The organism is Anabaena sp. UHCC 0187, assembly GCF_009712035.1.
GTDB lineage: Bacteria > Cyanobacteriota > Cyanobacteriia > Cyanobacteriales > Nostocaceae > Dolichospermum.
On the sequence record NZ_VILB01000004.1, the window covers coordinates 118360 to 142794 of the forward strand.

Genomic DNA, 24435 nt, shown 5'->3' on the forward strand with positions numbered 1-24435 from the left:
AAAAAAAATTTTTCGCAAACTACTTGACAACTAGAAAAGGAATAGGCATAATAGTGAGAGTGCAAGTAACGAAGCAATCGAGGGACTGTAGTTCAATTGGTTAGAGCACCGCCCTGTCACGGCGGAAGTTGCGGGTTCGAGCCCCGTCAGTCCCGTTCTAAAATGCTGAATAGAAAATACTGAGGTTATGAAAAAGACTCACAGGTTCTTATTCAGTAGGTGTAATCATGATTTGTAAAAGAGAGAATCAACTGTGACCGTTAGAGTCCGTATAGCTCCGAGTCCTACCGGAAATTTACACATTGGTACAGCGAGAACCGCTGTATTTAATTATTTGTTCGCCCGTCACCATGATGGGAAATTTATTTTAAGAATCGAAGATACAGATTTAGAGCGATCGCGTCCAGAATACACAGATAATATTTTGGCTGGACTCCGCTGGTTAGGATTGAACTGGGATGAAGGTCCATTTTTCCAATCTCAACGCCTCCATCTTTACAAAGAAGCAGTTCAAAAATTACTAGATCAAGGGTTAGCTTACCGCTGCTACACCACATCCGAAGAATTAGATGCACTGCGAGAAGGGCAAAAAGCCAGAGGGGAAGCGCCTCGCTATGATAACCGTCACCGTCATCTTACCCCAGAACAAAGGGCTGAGTTTGAAGCTCAAGGGCGTTCTTCTGTAATTCGTTTCCAAATCGCCGATGATCGGGAAATTGTTTGGAATGATTTAGTGCGGGGGAAAATGAGTTGGCGCGGTAGCGATTTGGGTGGTGATATGGTCATTGCTCGCGCCGCTACTGATGGTACTGGTCAACCACTATATAATTTTGTGGTGGTTGTGGATGACATTGATATGGAAATTAGTCATGTCATTCGTGGTGAAGACCATATCTCTAATACTCCTAAACAAATTTTGTTGTATGAAGCTTTGGGGGGGAAAATTCCCGAATTTGCTCACACACCTTTGATTTTGAATCAAGAAGGGCGGAAACTATCGAAGCGAGATGGAGTAACTTCCATTTGTGACTTTCAAGAAATGGGCTTTGTTGCGGAAGGTTTAGTCAACTATATGACTTTGCTGGGATGGTCACCAGCGGATTCTACTCAAGAAATCTTCAATTTAGAATCAGCAGCTAAAGATTTTGGCTTTGAGCGGGTAAATAAAGCTGGTGCTAAATTTGACTGGGATAAATTGGATTGGTTGAATAGTCAATATCTCCACAGTATGCCAGTTGATAAGCTAACAGATTTAGTTGTTCCCTTCTGGTCAAAAGCTGGGTTTCAATTTACTGGTGGGAGAGAACGGCCTTGGTTAGAGCAGCTAGTGGCGTTAATTGCGGCTAGTTTGACTCGATTGGTGGATGCTGTGGACATGACCAAAGTATTTTTTACTGAGGGGGTAGAATTGACTGAAGAAGGCAGTCAACAACTACAGCAAGAAGGTGTGAAGACTGTACTGCAAGCAATTATCACAGCTTTAGAAAGTCAACCAGAGTTAACTGCCGATGTTGCCCAGGATATTATTAAGCAAGTTGTGAAATCAGAAAAGGTGAAAAAAGGCTTAGTCATGCGATCGCTCAGAGCCGCCTTGACCGGGGATGTACACGGACCAGACCTAATCCAATCTTGGCTACTATTAAATCAAATTGGTTTAGACAAAGCCCGTTTAAATCAGGCAATTAGTAATCACTAATTATTGGGTATTGGGTAAGAGTTTTCTGAAATTTTAAATTCCCCCCCTGCGGTACTCAAGTCTTTTCTGCAAAGGAACTTGAGACCGTAAATTAATGTCTTTAAAGATATTTAGGAATCTTCTCTAATTGCAATGTCAAAAATAGCTTTTACCACAGAAATCATAGTTATACTCTGCATTACAGCCGGATTTAATTCAGTCGCTAATGCTCAAACAGCTTCACCGATTTTTGGAGATATGACCATTCAGCATCCATTTTCTCCAGATCCATTAACAGTAAGGGGAATGAGTGGTGGTTCCATACCAGGAAGCAAAATAGCTGGAAAAGCAGAAACAGCGCCAACAGGTCCATGTAAAGGATTTGTGGATGAAACACCAGACCATACCCTAAAACTCACAAGTAAATTTGACTACCTGAAATTAGTAGTTCAAAGTCCTGCGGACACGACCATGATTGTCAAAGGACCCGGTGGAACTTGGTGTAATGATGACTTTGACGGTAAAAATCCCGGTATTGTTGGGGAATGGCTACCAGGTACTTATCAAATTTGGATTGGTTCTTATCAAGAAAATGAATCCCTACCTTATACCTTAAAAATTACGGAAGTTAAGTAAGAAGAGGGTTTCGACCTTTTTTAGATCAGCTTTTTCCCCTGGACTTGTGCTTGTAGGGCAACTTTGTATTAGAATTAAGTTAAGTTTAATTAAGATTCTTGATAAAAATCGTGGGTCTGCCATAAAACATCTCATTCTCAGACTGAAATTAAACAAAATCGTCTGAAACTGTGATTTTTGTGATGTTTATGATTAACTGTGATGACAGACTAATTAATCATCTAAATCAAATTAATCACGTAACTCATAGTTTAGACATTCCCTATAGAGCATATTGACATTTAGAGGCAAATTAAAGATGAAATTCTCTTGGAGAGTCGTAGCACTCTGGTCAGTGCTGGCTTTGGTAATCGGCTTTTTCTTTTGGCAAGGAGCTTTTGCAGGCGCTCCTGCGGATACAACTAAAAATGCAGCCAATACCCGCATGACCTATGGTCGCTTTCTAGAATACTTGGATGCAAATCGTGTTACCAATGTGGATCTTTACGATGGTGGTAGAACAGCAATTATTGAAGCTAATGACCAAGACATCGAAAACCGCGTTCAACACTGGCGGGTAGATTTACCTGTAAACGCTCCCGAATTAATCCAAAAGCTCAAAGAAAAGCAAGTTAGCTTTGATGCCCATCCCATGCGAAATGATGGCGCAATCTGGGGACTTTTGGGGAATTTGATTTTCCCAGTTTTATTGATTACCGGCTTATTCTTTTTGTTCCGTCGTTCTAATAATCTTCCCGGTGGTCCTGGACAAGCGATGAATTTCGGCAAATCCCGCGCTCGTTTCCAAATGGAAGCGAAAACTGGAGTCAAGTTTGACGACGTAGCCGGAATCGAAGAAGCAAAGGAAGAATTACAAGAAGTTGTCACTTTCCTCAAACAACCTGAAAAATTCACTGCTGTTGGCGCTCGCATTCCTAAGGGTGTACTGTTAGTGGGACCGCCGGGAACTGGTAAAACTTTACTCGCAAAAGCGATCGCTGGTGAAGCTGGTGTGCCTTTCTTCTCCATCTCTGGTTCGGAATTCGTGGAAATGTTCGTGGGTGTGGGAGCTTCCCGTGTCCGTGACTTGTTTAAGAAAGCTAAAGATAACGCTCCCTGTATCATCTTTATTGATGAAATTGATGCTGTGGGTCGTCAACGGGGTGCGGGTATTGGTGGTGGGAACGATGAACGGGAACAAACCCTCAACCAATTATTAACAGAAATGGATGGTTTTGAAGGCAATACTGGCATTATTATTATTGCTGCCACCAACCGTCCTGATGTCCTCGATGCGGCTTTGTTACGTCCCGGTCGTTTTGATAGACAAGTCAATGTAGATGCACCAGACATTAAAGGACGTTTGGAAGTATTACAAGTTCATGCTAGAAATAAGAAATTAGATGCTAGTGTTTCTTTAGAAGCGATCGCTCGCCGAACTCCTGGATTTACTGGTGCAGATTTAGCTAACCTCCTCAATGAAGCTGCTATTCTCACAGCGAGAAGACGCAAAGAAGGCATTACTTTACTAGAAATTGATGATGCTGTAGACCGGGTAGTTGCCGGGATGGAAGGTACTCCCTTGGTAGACAGCAAGAGTAAGCGTTTAATTGCTTACCATGAAGTCGGACACGCTTTGGTAGGGACTTTACTTAAAGACCATGATCCCGTACAAAAAGTGACTTTGATTCCTAGAGGACAGGCACAGGGTTTAACTTGGTTTATGCCTAATGAAGAACAAGGTTTAATTAGCCGTTCTCAGTTAAAGGCTAGAATTACAGGTGCTTTGGGTGGTCGTGCGGCTGAAGAAGTAATTTTTGGTGCAGCAGAAGTGACAACTGGTGCGGGTGGAGACTTACAGCAATTGTCAGGAATGGCACGACAAATGGTAACTCGATTTGGAATGTCTGATTTAGGGCCTTTATCCCTGGAAAGCCAACAGGGTGAAGTGTTCCTGGGTCGGGACTGGACAACCCGTTCCGAGTATTCCGAAGCCATCGCCTGTCGCATTGATGCCCAAGTGAGAATGATTGTGGAAGAATGCTATACCAACGCGAAGAAGATCATGCGTGATCATCGTAGTCTCGCAGATCGTTTGGTTGACTTATTGATTGAAAAAGAAACCATTGATGGTGAAGAATTCCGTCAAATTGTGGCTGAGTATGCTGAAGTACCTGATAAGTCTCAGTTTGTACCCATTCTGTAAGGTTTTGAATACATAGCAAAAGCCTCATATCCCCGACTTCTTAAAGAAGTCGGGGATTTTGTTATTTACAAGCAACTGCACAGACGCTGCTGCCACCCGCTATGAATATAACAAACAATTTCTCCTTCCCTACACCCCCACACCCCTGTTTCTTGAAATTTGCTGAAAAAGTTTTTGGGTTACTCCTACTACAAGAACGGTGTTAAATCTAAATGTTCTTCAATTTGAGTAGCTAAAGAATCTAAAAGCTGTTCTCGCTGTTCTCGGTAGTTAGATACACCTGTTGGTAAAGATTTCAAACCTCGTTGTTGACGAAGACGATTTACCCAAGCCCGTCGCCAAGGGCCATTATCAAAAATTCCATGCAAATAAGTTCCCCAAACTGATTGGCAACTATCTACTAACCCTAAATTAGCATCATCAAATAGAGGTTGACAGGATTTTTGATCCGCTAAGTTTTCTATGCGTGATAGCGAAGGACTGCTGAAAGTAGTTTTCCCTTGGTGGATTTCAAACCCGGTGACAGGTAAACCCGCTTGGGGATAATTGGAGGTAACTTGACGCTGACGGGCAATTTTTTGACCTGTAATTATTGTTTTTACTGATAATAAATTCAACCCTGGATATTTACCAACTTGTCCTTCCATACCTTCGGGATCGGCTATAGTCTGCCCCAGCATTTGGAAACCACCACAAATGCCTAAAACTGTGCCACCAGAAGCCGCATAGTTTTGAATTGCTTCTGCCATGCCGCTTTTTTGTAAGACTGTTAAATCAGCAATGGTGGTTTTTGTTCCTGGGATAATTACTGCATCTGGATGTCCTAATTCTTGCTTAGGATGTAAATAATTTACTGTCACCGATGGTTCTGATTCTAGAGGATCAAAATCGGTAAAATTGGCAATTCTTGGTAAACGAATCACCGCAATATTCAGTTCAGAGTTAGCTTTTGCTGGTTTCCGTTCTAGTAGATCTAGGGAATCTTCCGCTGGGAAGACTTGTTCTAAATAGGGAATCACACCCACAACAGGTATCCCTGTCCGTTCTTCTAACCATTTGATTCCTGGTTCGAGAATTGAGCGCTGTCCTCGGAATTTATTAATGACTACACCTTTAATTAAGGCGCGTTCGTCTGGGTCTAATAGTTCTAATGTTCCTACTACATGAGCAAAAGCCCCGCCTCTATCAATGTCAACAACTAATAATGTAGGTGCATTCAAGTGTTTCGCCACCCGCATATTAGTTAAATCCCGGTGTTTGAGATTAATTTCTGCGGGACTACCAGCACCTTCACAAACTAGGGCATCAAACTCTGTAGATAGGTATTCTAGACATTCTTTAATAGTCTGCCAACCAAGTTCAAAATATTGTTCATAATAGTCTGTGGCACTAACTTTACCTATGGCTTTACCTTTGAGGATGATTTGGGATGTCATATCCCCTTGGGGCTTAAGTAAAATTGGATTCATTTCTACCAGCGGTGCTACTCCTGCTGCCCAAGCTTGCACTGCTTGAGCATAGCCAATTTCTCCCCCACTGGCAGTAACATAGGCATTTAAAGCCATATTTTGACCTTTGAAGGGGGCTACTCGCCAGCCGCGCCGCGCTAGAATTCGACAAATAGCTGTGGTGATCAGTGATTTACCTGCGTGGGATGTTGTTCCCACCACCATGATTGATTTCATGTTTAATTATAATTTAGTGTATTGAGATTTAGTAGTGCATCGGTGAATAAGCTGTTATTTTTTTAACTTGCATAAGTATGGCGGGCAAGATGCCCACCCCACAAGAGTTTTAACGGCAATTAATTGGTTAGTTACTAATCAATAACATCTATCAAAAGGGTAAACGTAACCAACGAGTCATAAAATCATTGTAGCGATCGCTCAGTGAAGGACTACGCCAATGGTGATCTTGTAATTTTCCGATCAATTGATGACCCAGGGGTGTGAGCCGAAAACTATCTGTAATCCCCTGTCCATCAACTTCTCGCCGCAATACTCCTACATCAATTAACCAGGCTAAAGCATTTTCACAGGTTAATTCTGATAATGGGCGGTTGGTGTAATTTTGCCTAATGCCTTTATCCATTGCTATAGCACCTAATTGGATACTTTGGCTAGTCATGGCTACAAACAAATTCAGGTTAAAGGGCGAACAAATTAGCGATCGCTCGGCTCTTTCTAAGGCTTTATCAGTATAAACTAAGGGTTTCAGGTTTGGGGAATCAATGACAGACATTTTTTGTTACTCTAATTTGTACTTTTTGTCAAGGCTTTGGCAATAGATACTTCTTTGGGAGAATATTCATAAGCAAGTTATTTAAATATTGTAAATTATTGTAAAATCTTGATTGCATAAAGATTTTTAAACAGGACAAGGTGAATCATGGCTCTAGCAGTTGGTACAGTTGCACCTGCATTTACCACTAAAGACACTAACGGTAATACAGTTTCATTATCTGATTTTGCTGGTAAAACAGTAGTTCTCTACTTTTACCCCAAGGATGACACACCAGGTTGCACCAAACAAGCTTGTAGCTTCCGGGATGCCCAGACAGAATATACAAGCAAAGGGATTGTGGTGCTAGGTGTGAGCGCTGATGATGAAACAGCCCACCAAGCATTTACCTCTAAATATAGTCTCAATTTCCCTTTATTAGCTGATACCAATAAAAGCATCATCAGTTCCTATGACGTTGATGGTGGTGGTTATGCCAAGCGTGTTACCTACATCATTGATGGTGATGGCAAAATCATTCATGTGGATACAGCAGTGAATACACCTACCCATGCCAGTGATGTTTTAGCAAAACTTGGGTTGTAAGAGTTAAGGAGTATGGCCTTAGCCATACTTCTGCAAGTCCTTCTTCAGGTTTTATTTACCTGATGAGGGTAGGATTTGTAAAGGCAATGTATTTTGACCAGATGTAATTCCCGACATACCTGGGTTTTGTTGTTGCTGACTCTGAAGACGTTGATTTTGTGCAGCTTTAAATGCGGCTGTGGCTTGATCTAACTGTTGATTTTTTTCTTCAGGATTCCATTGGATAGTTCCCATTTGTGCTTGATGAATCAGGTTAAACATATTGAAATCTGAAGCATTATTGGACAAAGGATTACTATTCCTATCACTTTCCAAACTATTAAAGGGTTGATTAGGATCAGCTAAGGTAGGTTCTGCCACTAGCATAGAAGCAAAACCAAAACCGGCAATAGTGGCAACAATAATTTTCTGCACTGGTAAAAATGATCTTTTCATGAATTTCCCCTTATATTCTTCTTTGTATCTTAAGCAAGAGTCCGACGGAGTTGGGGTTGAATACTAAGTAAAGCGACTACTGCAAAACCCAGCAACACTAACAACGCTCCCCCAAAGGTAACATCACCCCAGAAGGCGTGCATGACGATATCATTTAATCCCCAACTGCTGTGTAAATATAAATAGCGAATTGGTTCAATCGCATAGCTGAGAGGATTAAGGGTAGCGATAACCTGTAACCAACCTGGCATAAAGGATAAAGGTGCTAAGGCTGTACTGGCAAATAATAGCGGTAGATTAGTTACAAAAATTACAGCGATAAGTTCAATGTGTCCTGGTAAGGCAAAAGCTAAACCCAGGGAAATGGCAGTAACACCCAAAGCCAGCATCAAGACAATCAGAGCGATCGCACATAATCCTGTAAAATCAGGTAAGCCAGCCCCTAAAAATGCTGCTGCTGCCACAATTACCGCTGCTTGCAGTAAACTTTGGCTAATAATAAAAATAGCAGACGCAAAAACAATTGAAAACCGGGAAGCTAAAGGTGCAACCAGCAACCGATTTAAAAAGCCAAATTCCCGATCAAACATGACAGGTAAACCGGCATTTAACGCTCCAGCAAAAGCTGTAAATACTATGACACCCGCTGCTAGAAATTGTCCGTAATTTGTCGGACTTCCAAACAAGCCTTTGGGCGCATTTTGGAATAAAGCCCCAAATAAAACTAACCACATGACCGGCTGAATAATCCCGGCTACAAAGCTAGAAGGACGGCGTTGCAGTTGAATAAACAGACGACGAGTTAAAGCAAAAGTTTCTTGGACAATTTCTCCGAAGAAATTGGAACTTGTATCGGCAACTACAGGAGATGAGGTTAATTGTTGCCAATTCATCACTACTTTATCATTATTCATACAAGATGCTAAGATTAAACGGTATCAGTTATAAACATCTCTGCAATTTTTAATTTGCAAAGAATATTTATAATTCTTAATACTATATTATAACGAAAATTATTACAGTATATTGCAGGTATATAGAAGAATTCAGGAGTCAGGAGTCAGGAGTCAAGAGTCAGTTGGAAATTGATAATTTTATAAAATCAGGACTTACGCAATAACTCTCTAAAACCCTCTTTCCTTCGTGTTCTTCGTTCCTTCGTGGTTCGTTTTTCCCTTACTTATGGGTAAGTCCTAAAAATAATTAATTATGAGTGAAGCTTTATTTAGTGTGGAAAATCTCCGTGTGGCTTATCCTCGACGGAGTGGGGAGGTGGAAAGTTGGGCGGTTGATGATGTATCTTTTGTTCTCCAGCCTGGGGAAAGAATGGGGTTGGTGGGTGAGTCTGGTTGTGGTAAATCTACGATTGGACGGGCAATTATGCGGTTGTTGCCTAGCTCTAGTTGTGTTGAGGGATTAGTAAGTTTTCAGGGGCAATCTGTATTGGATTTGACACCCATGCAAATGCGGAAGTTTCGGGGGGAAGCGGTAGCTTTGATTTTTCAAGACCCGATGACGCGCCTTAATCCGTTGATGACTATTGGCAACCATTGTATTGAAACTCTCCAAGCCCATTTACCGGACTTATCCAAACAGCAAGCGAAGGAAAAGGCTTTAGCGACTTTGGCAAAGGTGAAAATTCCCGCTAGTCGTTGGAGTCAATATCCCCATGAGTTTAGCGGGGGAATGCGTCAACGGGTAGCTATTGCTTTGGCTTTACTTTTGAGTCCTAAGTTAATTGTTGCTGATGAACCAACAACGAGTTTAGATGTAACTGTTTCGGCTCAAATTCTCCAAGAGTTAACGCGCTTGTGTGGGGAAGAAAATATGGGATTATTATTAATTTCCCATGATTTGGCAATGGTGGGAGAATATTGCGATCGCATTGGGGTCATGTATCAGGGTAAAATGGTGGAAATGGGGAAAACGGAAACTGTATTTGCTCATCCTCAGCATGAATATACTCAATCTTTATTAAAAGCAGCTTTACATATTCAAGCAGTTGATGAAGATGGGAATAATAACCAATCACCAATCACCAATCACCAATCACCAATTCTCAAAATTACAGAACTTAAACAGCATTATACTATAGAACCGAATTTTCTTGAACGGATATTTAAAGGAGAAGGTCAAACAGTTAAAGCTGTAGATGGAATTAATTTAGAATTGTATTCTGGGGAAATTTTAGGATTAGTGGGAGAGTCTGGTTGTGGGAAAAGTACACTTTCGAGAACTATCTTACAATTGATTAGTCCGACATCGGGAAAAGTCGAATTTTTAGGACAGGAATTAACCAGTTTATCCCGTCAAGACATTCGTTCTTCCCGGAGACAAATCCAAATGATATTTCAAGATCCTCATGCTTGTTTAAATCCAGCCATGACGGTAGGACAAAGTATAGCAGATCCTTTATTAATTCATAATTTGGCTAATACCCAAAAAGCTAAAGAACAGGTTTTATGGATGTTGGAAAAAGTTGGTTTAACACCCGCAGAACTTTATTATCATCGTTATCCCTCCGATTTATCTGGGGGACAACAACAACGGGTAGCTATCGCACGGGCTTTAATTACTCGTCCAAAACTGATAATATGTGATGAACCTGTGAGTATGTTAGATGCCAGTGTGCAAACGCAAGTTCTCGATTTGATGTTGCAATTAAAGGACGAATTTGATTTAACCTATTTGTTCATTACCCATGATTTATGGTTAGCAAGATTCTTGTGCGATCGCATTGCTGTGATGAATGGTGGTAAAATAGTTGAATTAGGACAGACTAAACAAATTTTTGCTCACCCCCAACATCCCTACACCCAAACTCTCTTAGCTGCTGCACCTTTACTCGCAAAAGCTTGATGTCAAGGAGTCAGGAGTCAGGAGAAAGAATAAAGAATAAAGAATAAAGAAGAAGAAGAATAAGAAGAAAATTACCAATTACCAATTACCAATTACCAATCACCAATCACCAAACTAATTAATGTCTAAAAATCCACCTTCTAACCCTTATCAAAATAAGATTTATGCCGCAGACAAATGGCAAGAGAGAATAGCACAAATAGCATATCGCTTTAATCGTCAATATCAAAATCAGAAATTTGAAGTACCCGACGAAGTTCAACAAATGCCAATATTTCAGGAATGGAAAAATGGCAGATTAAGTGAGAGAATAGTTTCACCATTTTGGGATATTGCTCAACCTCAAAAAAATCAACATTGCTTAGATATAGGTTGCGGTGTCAGTTTTTTAATCTATCCTTGGAGAGATTGGCAAGCATTCTTTTATGGGCAAGAAATTAGTAATATCGCCAGAGATACTCTCAACTCCCGTGGTTCACAGTTGAACTCAAAATTATTCAAAGGTGTGGAGTTAGGACCATCTCACCATTTAAACTATGATAAAGATCAGTTTGATTTAGTCATTGCGACGGGATTTAGTTGCTATTTCCCCCTAGAATATTGGAATGCTGTCTTGGTCGAAGTCAAACGGGTATTAAAACCAGGAGGACATTTTGTTTTTGATATTCTTAATTCAGAACAACCTTTAGCTGAAGATTGGGCTGTACTGGAAACTTATTTGGGTGCAGAGGTTTTTCTCGAACCCGTCGCTGAGTGGGAAAAAACCATTAAAGCTGGGGGTGCTAAGATAGTTAAACGGCAATTAGGAGAATTATTCGAGTTGTACAAAGTTCGGTTTTAAGAGAAAATTATCGAATAAATGGCCTCTTAACGCTGTATTATTTGGAAATATTTTATCAATAATTTTGCCCAAATAGCAGCAATGATTATCCGCCATGCCACAGAATCTGATTTACCTGCCATTGTCGCCATTTACAACGCTGCTGTTCCTGGACGCATGGCTACCGCTGATTTAGAACCTGTGTCTGTGGAAAGTCGTATGGCTTGGTTTCAAGGACGAGTTCCCTCAAAGTTTCCCTTATGGGTAATGGAAACGGATGGTGTAATTGCTGGATGGTTGAGCTTCCAATCATTCTATGGTAGACCAGCTTACTATGCTACAGCAGAAATTAGTATTTATATTTCTCCAAATTTTCAAGGACGTGGTTTGGGAAAACAACTTTTAGAAAAAGCAATTCAGGAAAGTCCAAATTTAGGGTTAAAGACCTTAGTTAGTTTTATTTTCGCGCACAATCAACCCAGTTTAAAGTTATTTGCCTGGTTTGGGTTTCAAGCTTGGGGAAATTTACCGAAAATTGCTGATTTGGACGGAGTGGAACGAGATTTAATGATTTTGGGTTTGCGGGTGATGTAAGCTTTTTTCCAGTAATATCAGACTTATGCAAGGCTGCACAGAATCATGAAACTCATTAATTCATCCGTCTTTATCTGCGTTTATTTGCGTTTATCTGCGGTGAATTATTCTGGAAATCCTGGAAACATTAAAAATAGCCCAAGCAAATTATAATCAAAATTATTGTACAAAAAATAGTTGAGAATATCAAGCCCTGAAATGAACTTTTTTCTCCGACTTATTGAGAATATTCTCAAGATTATTGACAATATAGGGGACTAGGCCTTTTTTGTAAAAATCTGATTGAAAAAAATTATAGCTTTCCGGGAAAACCATAAGTTAAAAAGTAGTTGGATTGACGAGAGAAAACCCAACTTGCTAATTGTCAAGTTACAGTAATGATCACACCTTCACTTTCATTCCCTAATCTATCCACAGCACATACCGCATAAGTTCCTGGTGTAACTGTCGCAAAGGTAGTACCAGCGGATAAAATGCGTTGAATTATCCAATTATTGCTATTTTGCAAATACAGAGTCCAAGAACGCACAGGTTGATCATCACCTGCTTCCCAGTTTAATTTCCCATCAATATACTTGAGGTTTTTGGGAGGTGGTGGCGTGATAGAACTTTGCCATGACATAGTGGGAATTAGAGCAGGTGTGGGATAATCGGTTTTAAATTGGTCAGCAATGCCTTGACGATTTTCCTTAATGCCAGTCATGCTGAAAAAGATATTACCCAAAGATAAATTACTTGCTAAATTCCGAGAAATCTGAACTTGCTTGGCAATTTCACTATTTTTCCATTCTTTACCATTTAGTTGTCCGAGATTATTACCTGCATAGACGTGACGCTGTTTAGTGTTAATTTCTGTCCACCATTTCAGGAGAACTTCATAACTTTGCTGGCTTTGGTCAGTCCGCCAATAGAGTTGGGGAGCGATATAATCTATCCAGCCTTCCTGTAACCATTTTTTAGAATCAGCATAGAGAACACCATAGGCATCTAAACCCACAATTCCCCCAGGTTGTCCAGGACGATAAATCCCAAAGGGACTAATCCCAAATTTCACATGAGGTTTGGTGGCTTTAATTCCTTGAGAAAGTCGCAATACCATTTGATTGACGTTTTCCCGTCGCCAATCTTCTAAATTCAGTCTACCCCCGCTAGTTTTATAAACTGAGTAGGTTTTATAATCGGGGAAAGATTTACCAGATATGGGATAGGGATAAAAATAATCATCTAAATGAATAGCATCTAAATCATAACGGCGAACAACATCAATAATAACGTTGTATGCTCTGTCTTGAACAATTTTTGCACCGGGGTCCATCCATAGTTGAGTACCCCATTCACAAATAAGTTCTGGGTTAGTAACGGCAATGTGGGGACTAACAGGGGAAATTTTACTATTTGCTCTAGCGCGATAGGGATTGAACCAAGCGTGTAATTCAATATTGCGTTTATGACATTCAGCGATCGCAAACTCCAAAGGATCATAAAATGGATTTGGTGCTTTTCCTTGAGTTCCCGTAATCCAAGCACTCCAAGGTTCTAACTCGGAAGCATATAAAGCATCACCTTCTGGTCTTACCTGCAAAACCAAAGCATTGAAATTTAAAGATTGTAACTGTTTAATAATCGCCACCAATTCCGCTTTTTGCTGTTCTACAGCTAGTCCCGGTTTAGAAGGCCAATCACTATTCCACACAGTCGCAACCCAAGCACCTCGGAATTCTCGACGATGATTTACCTTGACAGTATTAGAACTTGTGGGTGTCGGTTTCGATATGGTTGGAGGAACAACAATATAGTCAGAAGGGATTTTTTCCGCTTTTCCTAAATATACTAAAGCCTGATAAACCATGACTGCAACTTCGGCACGAGTAGCGGCTGTTTTATAATTCAGGATTTTGACATTGGGATAACTCACTACCCAACCAACGCGAGTTGCTAACGCGATTTGATTAATCCCATAATAGGGAATTAAAGATCCATCTTGATAAATTTCTGCCAGTTTACCTACTAAGTCTAAGTCAACTTGACCAGCAATGCCCAAACCATTGACCATTGCTACTAAAGCATCACCCCTAGCAATTCCTTCATCTGTGCCAAAACGCTTGTTTGGATAACCTGTCAAAAATCCACTTTCATAAACTTTTTTAATCGCGTTTATCGCCCAATGGGTCTGGGGAACATCTACAAAAGGCAGATATGCACGTTTAACTGGTTGGAAAAAAACTGAAGCGATAATAGCTGCAAATTCAGCGCGAGTTACAGGATTGTTGGGGCGACACGTCCCATCAGGATAACCATTGAGTATGCGCCGTGCTGCTAAGGCTTCAATAAATGGTCGAGACCAATGATTTTGAATATCGGAGAAAGTTATAGGAGTAGATACCATATTTATTGAGATAGTTGCATCTTCTGTTAATTTAGCAATATTTAAGTCATAGCTGCTAATTTTCTACCAGTGCAGTCAGACAGATAAGTTTTTTAAATCTCCCTTTTTCAAAAAAATCGCATTCCTATGTTTATTGAGAATATATTCGGTTTATTCTCAAGATTATTGAGAATGTAATCAATAAGCTAACCATTTTACTAGGGTATTGACATCTTGAAATTTTGTGCTATTGTCAAGATATATAATCTGCAAGTTTTTATATCTAAAAATTAGCGTTGCGGAAGGAAGAAATTTTTTTCACGCAGAGACGCAGAGGCGCGAAGAGTATAAAGTTTTATTTGCTGAATTTTATTGAGTATAGTTTGTGATATAGTAATCACGGCTTGACAAGTAATATCAGTTCACATGAATAATCATCAAATAATAGAACTTGAGATTAAGAATCTTAGAAACATTAAACAGTTTTCAATAGAACTTCCTTTTGAAGAAGGTGTTTATGCGATTACAGGCGAAAATGGAATCGGAAAAAGCACTATTTTTTCAGTTTTAGCGCAATTAGTCTCTAAGAATGCTTTAAAAACATTATTTAAAGTTATTGGTGATGAAAATAGTGAGATAAAATTCAAATTTGATGGTAAAGAAAATACCTGGCTAAAGAAATTAGGAAAATGGACATACTCTCATCAAAAAGAAGAGGGGATAATTTTTCATGGCTTTTTTGAAGGTAGTTTTATGTTTGGTTCAAGATTTTCAGATGTTCACAGATTGATTTTGAATAGAGATTATCCTGTTAAAGAATTTGAATTACGTGATGCAAACATTTTCATTATAAAAAATCTAGGAAAAATATTGAGAAATAATGAAAACTTCTATTCTGGTTTAAAAAAAATCAAAACAAAGAAACTTGCCCAAGAAATATATAGGTTTGAAGGGCAACCATACTTTATTAAAAGAGAAGGACATTGGTTCGCTCAGTTTTTTATGAGTTCTGGAGAATTATTATTAATCGGATTACTTAATTTTATTAATGAAACAATTAATTCCAAAAAAAGAAAAAAAATTGATACAAAAAGCCTAATTCTCATTGATGAAATTGAACTTGCTCTTCATCCTTCTGCACAAGCAAGATTATTATTATTTCTAAATGATATTTCTAGAGAACACGGGTTTTGTATATATTTTGCAACGCACTCTATCCAAATTATTAACCATATTAAGCCACAGATAATTTATCATATACAAAGAGATATAGCTGGCAATATTGAGTTAATAAATCCATGCTATCCAGCTTATGCAACACGTAATTTATACACAAATGATGGATTTGATTTTATTTTTCTTGTTGAAGATGAACTAGCAAAATATATTGTAGATAAAATCATTGACTTGAATAATCTTAGAATTAACAAGCTTGTAAAAATACTGCCTTGTGGTGGCTGGGAGCAAGTTCTCGCAATGCACTATGATATGATGGATTCTAAATTGGCTGGTAAAGACTGTAAAATATCCTCTATTCTCGATGGAGATGTAAAAGAACAGTGTGAAAAAAAATATTTAGTTGGTTCTAAATATTTTGCATTAGAAAAACATTATCTTCCTATACCAAGTATAGAAAAGTTCTTGAAAAAGAAATTTATTGATACACCTGATGCCGAATTAGCTAGACAAATTGGCGATAAATTTTTTCATTACGAGAGCATAAATTTAATTTTGGAAAGTTACAGAAACAATCCAAAATCGCAGAATGATAAGGATGGTAAACGATTATTTCAAGATTTAATAAAATCTGTAGAAAAACAAGGAATTTCAGAGAAAAATTTTAAATCAGATATTTGTATGTTTATTTACCAATATACAAAAGACACTTTTAGGGATTTAGAAGGATTTTTAAGAGGCTGGTTGCAAAGGTAAAATATTAGGATAGCTAATGCGAGTAAAGATAAGACAGTGAAATTGAGGACACGGGGAAGTATGCAATCTGAGGATTAGTAAAATGCTGCTATATTTAAGAATTGAAAATTTCGCCTTAATTGATCATCTGGAATTGGATTTTGGTGCGGGTTTGAACGTATTAACAGGAGAAACAGGTGCAGGAAAATCAATCATATTAGATGCCATTGATGCGGTTTTGGGTGGTAAAGTCTCCAGTCGGGTGATTAGAACTGGCACAAATCGCGCCATAGTGGAAGCGACTTTTAGCGTCACTCCGCCTTTAGCGGCTTGGTTAAGTGAACAAGAAATTGATTTAACGGATGATCATGCTGTGATCATTAGTCGGGAAATTGCCACTACTACCAGTAATATCCGCAGTAGATCAAGAGTAAATGGAGTGCTGGTAAATCGCCCCTTAATGGCAGGATTACGGGATAGTTTAGTAGAAATTACGGCACAAGGGCAAACCGTACAAGTAGGACAATCTGCCCAAGTTCGAGATTGGTTAGATTTATATGGTGGTGATGCTTTGTTGCACAAACGCCAAAATGTCGCCGCTGCTTTTATTGTCTATCAACAAGCCCGTCAAGCCCTGGAAAAACGCCGGACATCGGAACGGGAACGACTGCAACAATTGGATTTATTAACATATCAAGTGCAAGAATTGGGTGGGGCTAATCTAGATGATGCCCAGGAAATGGAACAATTAAATCAAGAACGGGACCGCCTCAATCATGTTGTGGATTTACAACAAATGAGTTACAAGGTTTATCAGGCTTTGTATCAAGATGATCAGGAAACGCGCACTGCGGCTGATTTATTAGCCGATGGAGAGATGACATTAACTCACATGGTAGAGTATGATTCTCAATTACAATCTTTGTTAGAATTGGTGCGAGATGCCATTGCTGCGGTGATGGAAGTGGGGAGACAAATTAATATTTATGGGGAAGGTTTGGAAGCAGATCCCCAGCGGTTAGAAGAAGTGGATGAACGGATACGGGAATTAAAACAAATTTGTCGCAAATATGGACCGACTCTCACGGAAGCGATCGCTTATTATGAACGTATTCAAACTGAATTAGCTGAATTAAATAATAGTGAACAATCTATCGAAACTTTAGAACAACAAGAACAATTATCTTTACAACAACTCCAGCAAATTAGTCAACAATTAACCCAATTACGGCGACAAACTGCGGCTAATTTAGAATCTCGGTTATTAGCTGAACTCAAACCTTTAGCAATGGATAAGGTGAAATTTCAAGTAGAAATTGTGGCAACTTCCCCCGCAGCTACAGGTGCAGATAAAATTACTTTTATGTTTAGTCCTAATCCTGGTGAACCTATTCAACCATTAACAGAAATTGCTTCTGGGGGGGAAATGAGCCGTTTTTTATTAGCTTTAAAAGCTTGTTTTAATCAAGGTAATGAAGTGGGAACAATGATATTTGATGAAATTGATGTGGGAGTTTCCGGTAGAGTTGCCCAAGCCATAGCGGAAAAATTGCACCAACTTAGTCAAGGACATCAAGTCTTATGTGTTACCCACCAACCTCTAATCGCAGCTATGGCAGATCGTCATTTTCGCGTTGATAAACTAGTGATTAACAAAGCCAGGAATAGCAATGATGAACAACGGACAGTTGTGAGAGTGACAAGTTTGGATAATTTAACCACCCGACGGGAGGAATTAGCACAGTTAGCTGGTGGTAAATCTGCAAATGACGCAATCTCTTTTGCAGAATCTTTATTATTACAAGCTGCTAATCATCGGGAAATTAAACAAACATAAATAAGGCTTTTTAGGTAGGGGATATTTCCTTGCGCTATTTACCACTGACACAACGTGATCCAAATCACTGGGATAAAAGACATCAAGGCTACACGATGAATTAAATACACACACTTTTTAATTCACCATGAGCAATCTAATTGTAATACTCACTCAGATAATCTTTATAGTTCTGGTGTTACGAGTCATATTTTCCCAGATTGATAGGGTTGTCGCGGCTTACAGGAAGAGGAAGTCGAACACATCAAATGTTGATACTCCCCGGTCTAAAGTTGGTTCAACCAGACCAGATAAACCGAGATGGGGTAAAATACAAAAATCTAGACAAGTCAGAGATGAACGCAACAAGAGGCTCTCACAACTCAATCGCCAAGCATCCAGTAAGTCTAGACTCTCTGGGCATTCTTGGAATCAACTATTAACAAAAGTTCAAGGAGACACAGCAACCGCGGAAAGATTAATTAACCATCTAAAAATTAAACATCCTGGCGAGACTGATAGATGGTACGTCGAGAAAGCAATTTTTGATTTAGAACGCGATAAAGGTCGTTACTAATAATTGACAGCCATACTCAAAGAAGAATGGAACGGACTCAAAAACATACTCCCAGCAATACATCCTCAAGGATCTGGAAAGAACCGAAAAATAATGGGTGAGGAGGGAATCGAACCCGCAACCAATTGATTAAGAGACATCACTTCATTGAATTTTCAACAGAAAAACCACCAATTTAATTTGGTGGAAAATTTATAAAATATTAATTTTGACTTTTAACTTTTTGGTGGTTGGGGGCGATCGCTCTTTTGCATGGCTAAATCAAAATCTCTTTAGAGGGGGCGCGGTTTGCAACCAAGGACTTAGGTATCTATTCCTTACATCTCCTCCAAATTCTCCTCTTCGGACTCCTGCCATTCCCCGTCCTCAAATATCCAGTATGGGTGATCTTCTGGCAAATCAATGGCGTATGCCCATCCAATACCATCCCATCTTAGTCCACTAATATATACAGGGTGCAAGATTTCCCCATTCTTCCGTTTTATCCTGTGCAACACCGTCTGACCAATGTAATATTTTGGTTTAGTAAATTCTTTCGTGACCCGCAGCCGCCAAAATTGGTCGTGAGAATCTGATGCCCACAAGGGCTGGTTAGACGCTAACATTTTATTGCTCCTAGTCAGTGTGTTTGATTTTGGGGAAGTCGTGCCAGTGAGGGAGAGGTTAGAGGCTCTCTCGCTGGGGCGCATTAAAAATTTAAGTTTCACTCAAATATCAATTGGCACTGTAGGTAGCGATGCGACGATACGAACTTACTCGCTATAACCTTAGTCAACCAACTGTATTCAACTGTATGCAAACAGGATAACTCCAGATTGAATACAATGTCAACAATATTGTAGACATTGCATGAAAACCTGATAAAATGTAATCAGTTGAAGACAGGAGTATTATGGTCAGCAAGGCATTTTCGTTTCGCTTACCCGATGAAGCGGTACAAGCATTGCAGTCTCAAGGGTTGGAAAATGAAACACTAAATCAAACCGCCCAAAGAGTTTTAACAGAGGCACTGGGATTATCTGCATCTCTATCACTTCCTAAAAGAATGACTGCCCCAATAGATATGCAAGAATTGGTTGAACGGGAAGTAGAACGTATTTTGGCTGCGTCTACAACTGTAAATAGTGTTGTAAACAACGTAACTGCACGGAAATCGGGCGTAGAGGCAAGTAAATTCCTGGATTCCCTTGGCGAACGCGTAGAGAAAGTAGAAAACCGTTTATGTGAAGTGGAAGAAACGCTAGAAAGTCTGCATGGAGAGGATTTTGGGTATAGCAATACGGTGGATGCAGGGATGGAACAGCGTATAAAGGCTGTAGAAGAGAGCCTGGCTAAATGGATTTTGCGATTATCGGACTTGATGGATCATTGGGAAGAAAAAGTGGCTGAACAGGTAGACAGACTGGATCGAAAGCTAGGGACTTATTATGATGATGTCCGCGATGACACTTTGAAAAAACTAAAGGTAGGAGGACAGTCAGCACAGGGAAAGGCAATCGACCGATTTATTAGGGAATTAGAGAAAAATGAAGGATAGTAGTTGGTAGTTGCCGAAATCTATAAAAAATATGGGTTCTAAGACGAACGACCTTGGCCACGCCGGGTCGTTTTGTATATGTTCAGTGGACAGTAGAGATGTCTACACCTGTATACAGATTTAACTATATTCACTACAAAATAAAAACAAAAGATATATAGATATCTTCTGAACCTGAATTACCACCAGAAAATAGTACAGCCCAGTGAATCAGTCCCGATTGATAAATTTGCCTGTCCACCGAAAGATGAGCATTACAAATTGACAGAAACACCCCCGATGATTTTCACTATTGAAACCAGTCTTGGGGATTGCCACGTCACCGCCACACCATTCAAAAGAATCCAATCATCAAAAACAAATGAGTCAGAAATCCATATTCTTTATGAAATGGAGAAAGGGAGAATAGCTGAAAAGGTAAAAATGCCACTTCACCCCGTCACAATCAAACGAGTAGCTAAAAATTCGAGTAACCTTGAGAAGCTTGTGGCGGCTGTCCGTAAAGATTGGGAGCATAAATCTAAACAAGTTACCTACAAAGTTTTGAAACCAGCCAACGAAGGAGAAGATATCTGGGTAGAGGGCTGTAAAATGACTCTGACTCCCACCGCCAAGGAAACATTCTTCGTATTCGTAGCGCCCAATGGGGAACGACTCCGTGCAGCATTGGGGAATTTTCAAGAAATAGGGAATAGGGAATAGGGAATTGTGCGATCGCCCAATTTTCAACACAAACCACTGTACAAACACCAAAAAAAGCTACACGATGAATTAGTTATAGTAATCTAATTCATCGTGAGCAACTTAATTACACTAATCTGGCTAGGAGCTATGGCTTGGGCTTTATACCTCGCATTTTTGGTGTTTGGAGTGGTCAGAGTTTGAAACTGTCTACAGGAAGAAGGACATAGCTCAACTCAAGGCTTTTATGGCCAGAAAAAGAGACACTTATCGCGCCCCCTACGACATCCAAAACAACGATCACCTGAGGAGATTTGTATTTTGTGGAACTTCAAACGAGTCAGAAATATTAAATGACCCTACTGGCAGTAGAAGATTTTGGATAATTCCCCTTAAAAATAAGATTCCATTGGAGTTGGTATCACAATTACGTGATCGCATCTGGGCGGCGGCTAATGCCCTCTTTAAAACTGGATATCAATTTTTCCTCAGTGATGAAGAAGAGATTCAACGTGAAGCTTTAAGCAAGGAGTATCAAGTAGTAGATCCTTGGCATGAGACAATCAGCCGATTTGCAAGCAATCGTGATTATGTGACCGTGGACGAAATCTATCATGAGCTTTCTATTGAACCAGCAAGAAGAGATATCATCAACCAACGACGGATAACCGCAGTCCTCAAGCTTTTAGGACTCAAGGATACACGGATAACAGTAGCTGGGACACAGATTAGAGTATGGGCTAACGACAATTACAACAATGGAATTGAAAAAAGTAATTTAAAAAGTGATGATTCCGCTGTCTACGCTGTCTTACCCGAAAATCCGACGGCTGAAACTCATACACAGCTAGGGATTGAGGGCAAGTCCGTAGAAAAAGACTCTCAAATTGATACATACCAAAACCATAAGACCGTAGAAGAAAAAATAGAAATTCCACTGTCTACTTACAGCAGCATGGATTCCAGCCATTCTAAGACAGGGAAGACAGCGGAAAATGGAAATTTTTCAAACAATTTTGTTGTTAATGTTGAGTCAATAAAATCATCAAACACTACAGAAGTAGTACAGCCAGTTGAGACACCACAACCTTGGAAACCGAATCTCAATAAAAAAGCCGATTACGCGGGGGAAATAGTAGAAATAGTTGGTTTTGGGACAGGCAAATTTCAGGTTGAGTATCCCAACAAACGACTGGAATGGGTGAAGGCATCTGCTTTAAAGGAACCAAAGGCTAGTGAACCAGTCCAAGAGGCAGAAACAGTCCAGGGAGATTTATTCGCGGAACCAAGTCCTGATTTAACAAAAACTCCAGAATTCATTGAACTAAGCCGTTATTGGAGTTTGAGTAAAAATAAAATTGTCAGAATTACCAAAATAACTGAGGATACGGTGGCGAATTTTAAATCTCCAGTAGTTCTGGTAACGCCTGAAAATGAACCACCTACAAATGTCAGTTTTGATGATCTAGTTCCCTTTGACAAGTCACCAGTGGCCAACATTAAAGTTAACGATATAGTTAGTGTCGTCACAGGAATCCATAAAAAGGAAAAGGTAATTGAAAAAGGAAAAGGTAATTGAACTCGGAGTGGTCACAAAACTAGACTCTACAGGCGTTTGGGTAGCCTTATCGAAAGGGGATAATTTTGCTCCAGCCAAGCGATTTTACGCTCATCGGATGGTAAAGGTTGAGGAATAGGGAATAGGGAATGGGGAATTGTGCGATCGCCTTTCCTGGAAGTGCGTAACTGAAATCTACCAAAAAAACCACCCACGGACACATATGGTGTAGTGGGTGGTTAACTAAATTATTTGTTTTTTTTTAATTGTCATCGGTCTTTCATCTCTTCCAATCGACAAACAATGATTTTGAAATCAATAACGTCTTCTACCTTTTTTTCTATTCTTTCAAACTTAGAACCAAATCGTTTTCCTTGCCCCGAAACTTTATCTTCTAGAGATAACCTGCTCGCTTGTGATTCCTGAGTAAGTAATGACAAGTTTTTGTCCAATAAATAAAGCTGTTTATCATGCCCGTCTTTTACTGCATCAATGGCGCGGTAAATGGCGGCTTTTTCTGTGGCTGCCTTCCAAGTGAGAGCGATTATTAATGGAACTTGCATCAAGACTGTTTCCATTAAATTATTTATTGTTGTCATAATTTAGAACTAAGTTGATCTATTTTAAAATTGATATTTGCAAATTCTTCTGTTAGGGTGATGTTCTCGCTAGTATCATCAACTCCCGTATATTGCCATAATTGTAACTCGACTGATTTAAACCATTTGGGGAAATATACTTTCAAGGAATACTGAGCGGTGATGGGGGGAAAGAATAAAGTAGTGATTTTATTAATGTAAATATTGTGTGGACTACCCGCAGCATCCGCACTGCCCCCCACTGTTAGACCGCTGGTAAATCGTTGTTCAACAAAGCCCCCATATCGCCAATTTCTACCGTCCGGAACATCTGTGTTAACGTAGACAGCGATAATGTCAGACTCTAGGAAAATAGGTGCTGTGGCTGGGGGGATAGGTATGTAAGTATTTTCTGACAAGATTCCAGCCGTAGCGTTAAAAGTGTAAATTGACTCCCAATTTTGAGCGGTAAAAGAAACATTGCGAGTCATTTTAGAACCCCAAGACTAAAGCATTTTCATCGGTGATATTTAAATAATCTTGAATATCTACACCCGCTACTTCTATTAAATCTAGATAATCTTGCCATGAAATTTTCAAAGCCAATAATTGGCTTTTCGCTTCTTGACAGATATCTAGCCTTTTCACCAAATCGTCACACTCGATGGCATCGAGATGGCTGGACACTATTATTTCAGTGTCCAGAATTAAATCAAGATGCTTGGTCATTAGTATTTCTCTGGTTTAAATGAAACGCTAGTATTGCCAGCGGCTGCGGACACCTTGGCTAAAACAATGCCTTTTTGAGCCCCCCATGATGCGCCTGTTGTAGTCCTGCCTAGGGGGATGGTATGCGTGTTAGAAGTCTTTCTCTTGTAGCTACTACCTAAGATTTTCGATGGTGTGCTGCTGGCAGTTGTCCCTGTTACTTTTTTGCAAATAGCTTTTGCTGGGGTAAATCCCACAGCCTCCTGCGCCTCGGCCGGGATTGCTGTATCAATCCCGGCTTCTGCAGCCGTTAGACCATAATCACCAATGTTGATCAATGCTCGATTGCTGATACCTGATTTTAAAACAAGTGTACTGGCAGCGGGAAACGCGAAAGGCTTCAAAGCTATTACCTTGATATCGCCAGGTAAAGAAGCTGTTGCACGAGTATAGGTAATAGCTACTTTCCCCGCTTTATAATCTTGATATTTTCTCAATGGCGTTCCGGCTGGAGCGTCTGGGACTTCTGTCTCAGCCGTAGCATTCACCGGTCGCAAGTATTTAAGCGCGGCATCTAAGTTGTTGAATCTTTTGGACATTGTTTTAATCGCTAGGTGTTTATTATTTCTAGCATCAAAAAACAGCTATTCTTTTCGCACCGATATCTAGATATT

General features: G+C 39.8%; 21 protein-coding genes, 1 tRNA gene and 1 pseudogene. 14 read left to right on the forward strand and 9 right to left on the reverse strand.

All coding sequences use genetic code 11. The annotated features are described in order from the left end of the window. The first annotated feature begins 81 nt into the window (after positions 1-81). From FJR11_RS04255 to ftsH2, 4 genes are all read left to right on the forward strand, one after another. A tRNA-Asp gene (locus FJR11_RS04255) sits at positions 82-155 on the forward strand. Positions 156-253: 98 nt separating this feature from the next. Beyond that, positions 254-1696 (forward strand): glutamate--tRNA ligase, encoded by a 1443-nt coding sequence (gene gltX / locus FJR11_RS04260; RefSeq protein ID WP_168502475.1) that lies wholly within the window; start codon positions 254-256, stop codon positions 1694-1696. Between the two features lie 132 nt (positions 1697-1828). Beyond that, entirely contained in the window at positions 1829-2311 is a 483-nt protein-coding gene (locus FJR11_RS04265; RefSeq protein ID WP_174762911.1) for a hypothetical protein, read from the forward strand. Positions 2312-2609: 298 nt separating this feature from the next. Then, positions 2610-4496 (forward strand): ATP-dependent zinc metalloprotease FtsH2, encoded by a 1887-nt coding sequence (gene ftsH2 / locus FJR11_RS04270; protein WP_168502476.1) that lies wholly within the window; start codon positions 2610-2612, stop codon positions 4494-4496. A gap of 188 nt (positions 4497-4684) precedes the next feature. Here the strand turns inward: ftsH2 and cobQ are convergent, their stop codons facing one another. Both cobQ and FJR11_RS04280 read right to left on the reverse strand, forming a co-directional pair. After that, the gene (gene cobQ, locus FJR11_RS04275) at positions 4685-6181 is read right to left on the reverse strand and encodes a cobyric acid synthase CobQ (protein WP_168502477.1); all 1497 of its coding nucleotides are present in this window, start codon (positions 6179-6181) and stop codon (positions 4685-4687) included. Between the two features lie 151 nt (positions 6182-6332). Next, entirely contained in the window at positions 6333-6737 is a 405-nt protein-coding gene (locus FJR11_RS04280) for an Npun_F0494 family protein (protein WP_168502478.1), read from the reverse strand. A 147-nt stretch (positions 6738-6884) separates the two neighbouring features. On the opposite strand from FJR11_RS04280, the gene FJR11_RS04285 reads away from it, so the two are divergent. Further along, complete coding sequence (locus tag FJR11_RS04285) at positions 6885-7322, forward strand: peroxiredoxin (RefSeq protein WP_168502479.1); 438 nt, start codon at positions 6885-6887, stop codon at positions 7320-7322. A 51-nt stretch (positions 7323-7373) separates the two neighbouring features. On the opposite strand, the gene FJR11_RS04290 is transcribed toward FJR11_RS04285, so the two are convergent. Both FJR11_RS04290 and FJR11_RS04295 read right to left on the reverse strand, forming a co-directional pair. Continuing rightward, positions 7374-7757, reverse strand: a complete 384-nt coding sequence (locus FJR11_RS04290) for a hypothetical protein (RefSeq protein WP_168502480.1) — start codon at positions 7755-7757, stop codon at positions 7374-7376. Between the two features lie 29 nt (positions 7758-7786). Next, the gene (locus FJR11_RS04295; RefSeq protein WP_168502481.1) at positions 7787-8671 is read right to left on the reverse strand and encodes an ABC transporter permease; all 885 of its coding nucleotides are present in this window, start codon (positions 8669-8671) and stop codon (positions 7787-7789) included. A gap of 295 nt (positions 8672-8966) precedes the next feature. On the opposite strand from FJR11_RS04295, the gene FJR11_RS04300 reads away from it, so the two are divergent. From FJR11_RS04300 to FJR11_RS04310, 3 genes are all read left to right on the forward strand, one after another. Next, positions 8967-10616, forward strand: a complete 1650-nt coding sequence (locus FJR11_RS04300; protein ID WP_168502482.1) for an ABC transporter ATP-binding protein — start codon at positions 8967-8969, stop codon at positions 10614-10616. 121 nt (positions 10617-10737) lie between these two features. Continuing rightward, complete coding sequence (locus FJR11_RS04305) at positions 10738-11457, forward strand: class I SAM-dependent methyltransferase (RefSeq protein WP_168502483.1); 720 nt, start codon at positions 10738-10740, stop codon at positions 11455-11457. Positions 11458-11538: 81 nt separating this feature from the next. Beyond that, the gene (locus FJR11_RS04310; protein ID WP_168502484.1) at positions 11539-12030 is read left to right on the forward strand and encodes a GNAT family N-acetyltransferase; all 492 of its coding nucleotides are present in this window, start codon (positions 11539-11541) and stop codon (positions 12028-12030) included. 364 nt (positions 12031-12394) lie between these two features. On the opposite strand, the gene FJR11_RS04315 is transcribed toward FJR11_RS04310, so the two are convergent. Continuing rightward, complete coding sequence (locus tag FJR11_RS04315) at positions 12395-14416, reverse strand: family 10 glycosylhydrolase (protein WP_168502485.1); 2022 nt, start codon at positions 14414-14416, stop codon at positions 12395-12397. Positions 14417-14821: 405 nt separating this feature from the next. Between FJR11_RS04315 and FJR11_RS04320 the strand changes: the two genes are divergently transcribed. The 6 genes and pseudogenes from FJR11_RS04320 to FJR11_RS04350 all read left to right on the forward strand — a co-directional run. Then, entirely contained in the window at positions 14822-16327 is a 1506-nt protein-coding gene (locus FJR11_RS04320) for an AAA family ATPase (RefSeq protein ID WP_168502486.1), read from the forward strand. 82 nt (positions 16328-16409) lie between these two features. Next, positions 16410-18143, forward strand: a complete 1734-nt coding sequence (gene recN / locus FJR11_RS04325) for a DNA repair protein RecN (RefSeq protein ID WP_168502487.1) — start codon at positions 16410-16412, stop codon at positions 18141-18143. Between the two features lie 127 nt (positions 18144-18270). Continuing rightward, positions 18271-18699, forward strand: a complete 429-nt coding sequence (locus FJR11_RS04330) for a hypothetical protein (protein ID WP_168502488.1) — start codon at positions 18271-18273, stop codon at positions 18697-18699. An 892-nt stretch (positions 18700-19591) separates the two neighbouring features. Further along, entirely contained in the window at positions 19592-20236 is a 645-nt protein-coding gene (locus FJR11_RS04340) for a hypothetical protein (protein WP_168502490.1), read from the forward strand. A gap of 261 nt (positions 20237-20497) precedes the next feature. Next, the gene (locus FJR11_RS04345) at positions 20498-20938 is read left to right on the forward strand and encodes a hypothetical protein (protein WP_168502491.1); all 441 of its coding nucleotides are present in this window, start codon (positions 20498-20500) and stop codon (positions 20936-20938) included. A gap of 160 nt (positions 20939-21098) precedes the next feature. Then, positions 21099-22496, forward strand: a pseudogene (locus FJR11_RS04350) (VapE domain-containing protein); the annotation flags it as partial. Between the two features lie 248 nt (positions 22497-22744). Here the strand turns inward: FJR11_RS04350 and FJR11_RS04360 are convergent. Genes FJR11_RS04360 through FJR11_RS04375 form a run of 4 tightly spaced genes read right to left on the reverse strand, consistent with a single transcriptional unit; the run spans position 22745 to position 24360 of the window. Beyond that, a complete protein-coding gene (locus tag FJR11_RS04360; RefSeq protein WP_168502494.1) occupies positions 22745-23074 on the reverse strand; it encodes a hypothetical protein in 330 nt (109 codons plus the stop codon). Continuing rightward, complete coding sequence (locus FJR11_RS04365; RefSeq protein ID WP_168502495.1) at positions 23071-23544, reverse strand: hypothetical protein; 474 nt, start codon at positions 23542-23544, stop codon at positions 23071-23073. Before FJR11_RS04365 ends, FJR11_RS04360 begins: the two co-directional genes overlap by 4 nt. Before the next feature lies 1 nt (position 23545). Continuing rightward, complete coding sequence (locus FJR11_RS04370; protein ID WP_168502496.1) at positions 23546-23782, reverse strand: hypothetical protein; 237 nt, start codon at positions 23780-23782, stop codon at positions 23546-23548. Beyond that, positions 23782-24360: a hypothetical protein gene (locus tag FJR11_RS04375; RefSeq protein WP_168502497.1), complete on the reverse strand. Its 579-nt coding sequence runs from the start codon at positions 24358-24360 to the stop codon at positions 23782-23784. Before FJR11_RS04375 ends, FJR11_RS04370 begins: the two co-directional genes overlap by 1 nt. Positions 24361-24435: the final 75 nt, after the last annotated feature.

Coding starts and splice junctions, on each gene's coding strand:
- FJR11_RS04265 (WP_174762911.1), top strand. CDS start 1,829: ATGTCAAAAATAGCTTTTACCACAGAAATCATAGTTATACTCTGCATT.
- ftsH2 (WP_168502476.1), top strand. CDS start 2,610: ATGAAATTCTCTTGGAGAGTCGTAGCACTCTGGTCAGTGCTGGCTTTG.
- cobQ (WP_168502477.1), bottom strand. CDS start 6,181: ATGAAATCAATCATGGTGGTGGGAACAACATCCCACGCAGGTAAATCA.
- FJR11_RS04280 (WP_168502478.1), bottom strand. CDS start 6,737: ATGTCTGTCATTGATTCCCCAAACCTGAAACCCTTAGTTTATACTGAT.
- FJR11_RS04285 (WP_168502479.1), top strand. CDS start 6,885: ATGGCTCTAGCAGTTGGTACAGTTGCACCTGCATTTACCACTAAAGAC.
- FJR11_RS04290 (WP_168502480.1), bottom strand. CDS start 7,757: ATGAAAAGATCATTTTTACCAGTGCAGAAAATTATTGTTGCCACTATT.
- FJR11_RS04295 (WP_168502481.1), bottom strand. CDS start 8,671: ATGAATAATGATAAAGTAGTGATGAATTGGCAACAATTAACCTCATCT.
- FJR11_RS04300 (WP_168502482.1), top strand. CDS start 8,967: ATGAGTGAAGCTTTATTTAGTGTGGAAAATCTCCGTGTGGCTTATCCT.
- FJR11_RS04305 (WP_168502483.1), top strand. CDS start 10,738: ATGTCTAAAAATCCACCTTCTAACCCTTATCAAAATAAGATTTATGCC.
- FJR11_RS04310 (WP_168502484.1), top strand. CDS start 11,539: ATGATTATCCGCCATGCCACAGAATCTGATTTACCTGCCATTGTCGCC.
- FJR11_RS04315 (WP_168502485.1), bottom strand. CDS start 14,416: ATGGTATCTACTCCTATAACTTTCTCCGATATTCAAAATCATTGGTCT.
- FJR11_RS04320 (WP_168502486.1), top strand. CDS start 14,822: ATGAATAATCATCAAATAATAGAACTTGAGATTAAGAATCTTAGAAAC.
- recN (WP_168502487.1), top strand. CDS start 16,410: ATGCTGCTATATTTAAGAATTGAAAATTTCGCCTTAATTGATCATCTG.
- FJR11_RS04330 (WP_168502488.1), top strand. CDS start 18,271: ATGAGCAATCTAATTGTAATACTCACTCAGATAATCTTTATAGTTCTG.
- FJR11_RS04340 (WP_168502490.1), top strand. CDS start 19,592: ATGGTCAGCAAGGCATTTTCGTTTCGCTTACCCGATGAAGCGGTACAA.
- FJR11_RS04360 (WP_168502494.1), bottom strand. CDS start 23,074: ATGACAACAATAAATAATTTAATGGAAACAGTCTTGATGCAAGTTCCA.
- FJR11_RS04365 (WP_168502495.1), bottom strand. CDS start 23,544: ATGACTCGCAATGTTTCTTTTACCGCTCAAAATTGGGAGTCAATTTAC.
- FJR11_RS04370 (WP_168502496.1), bottom strand. CDS start 23,782: ATGACCAAGCATCTTGATTTAATTCTGGACACTGAAATAATAGTGTCC.
- FJR11_RS04375 (WP_168502497.1), bottom strand. CDS start 24,360: ATGTCCAAAAGATTCAACAACTTAGATGCCGCGCTTAAATACTTGCGA.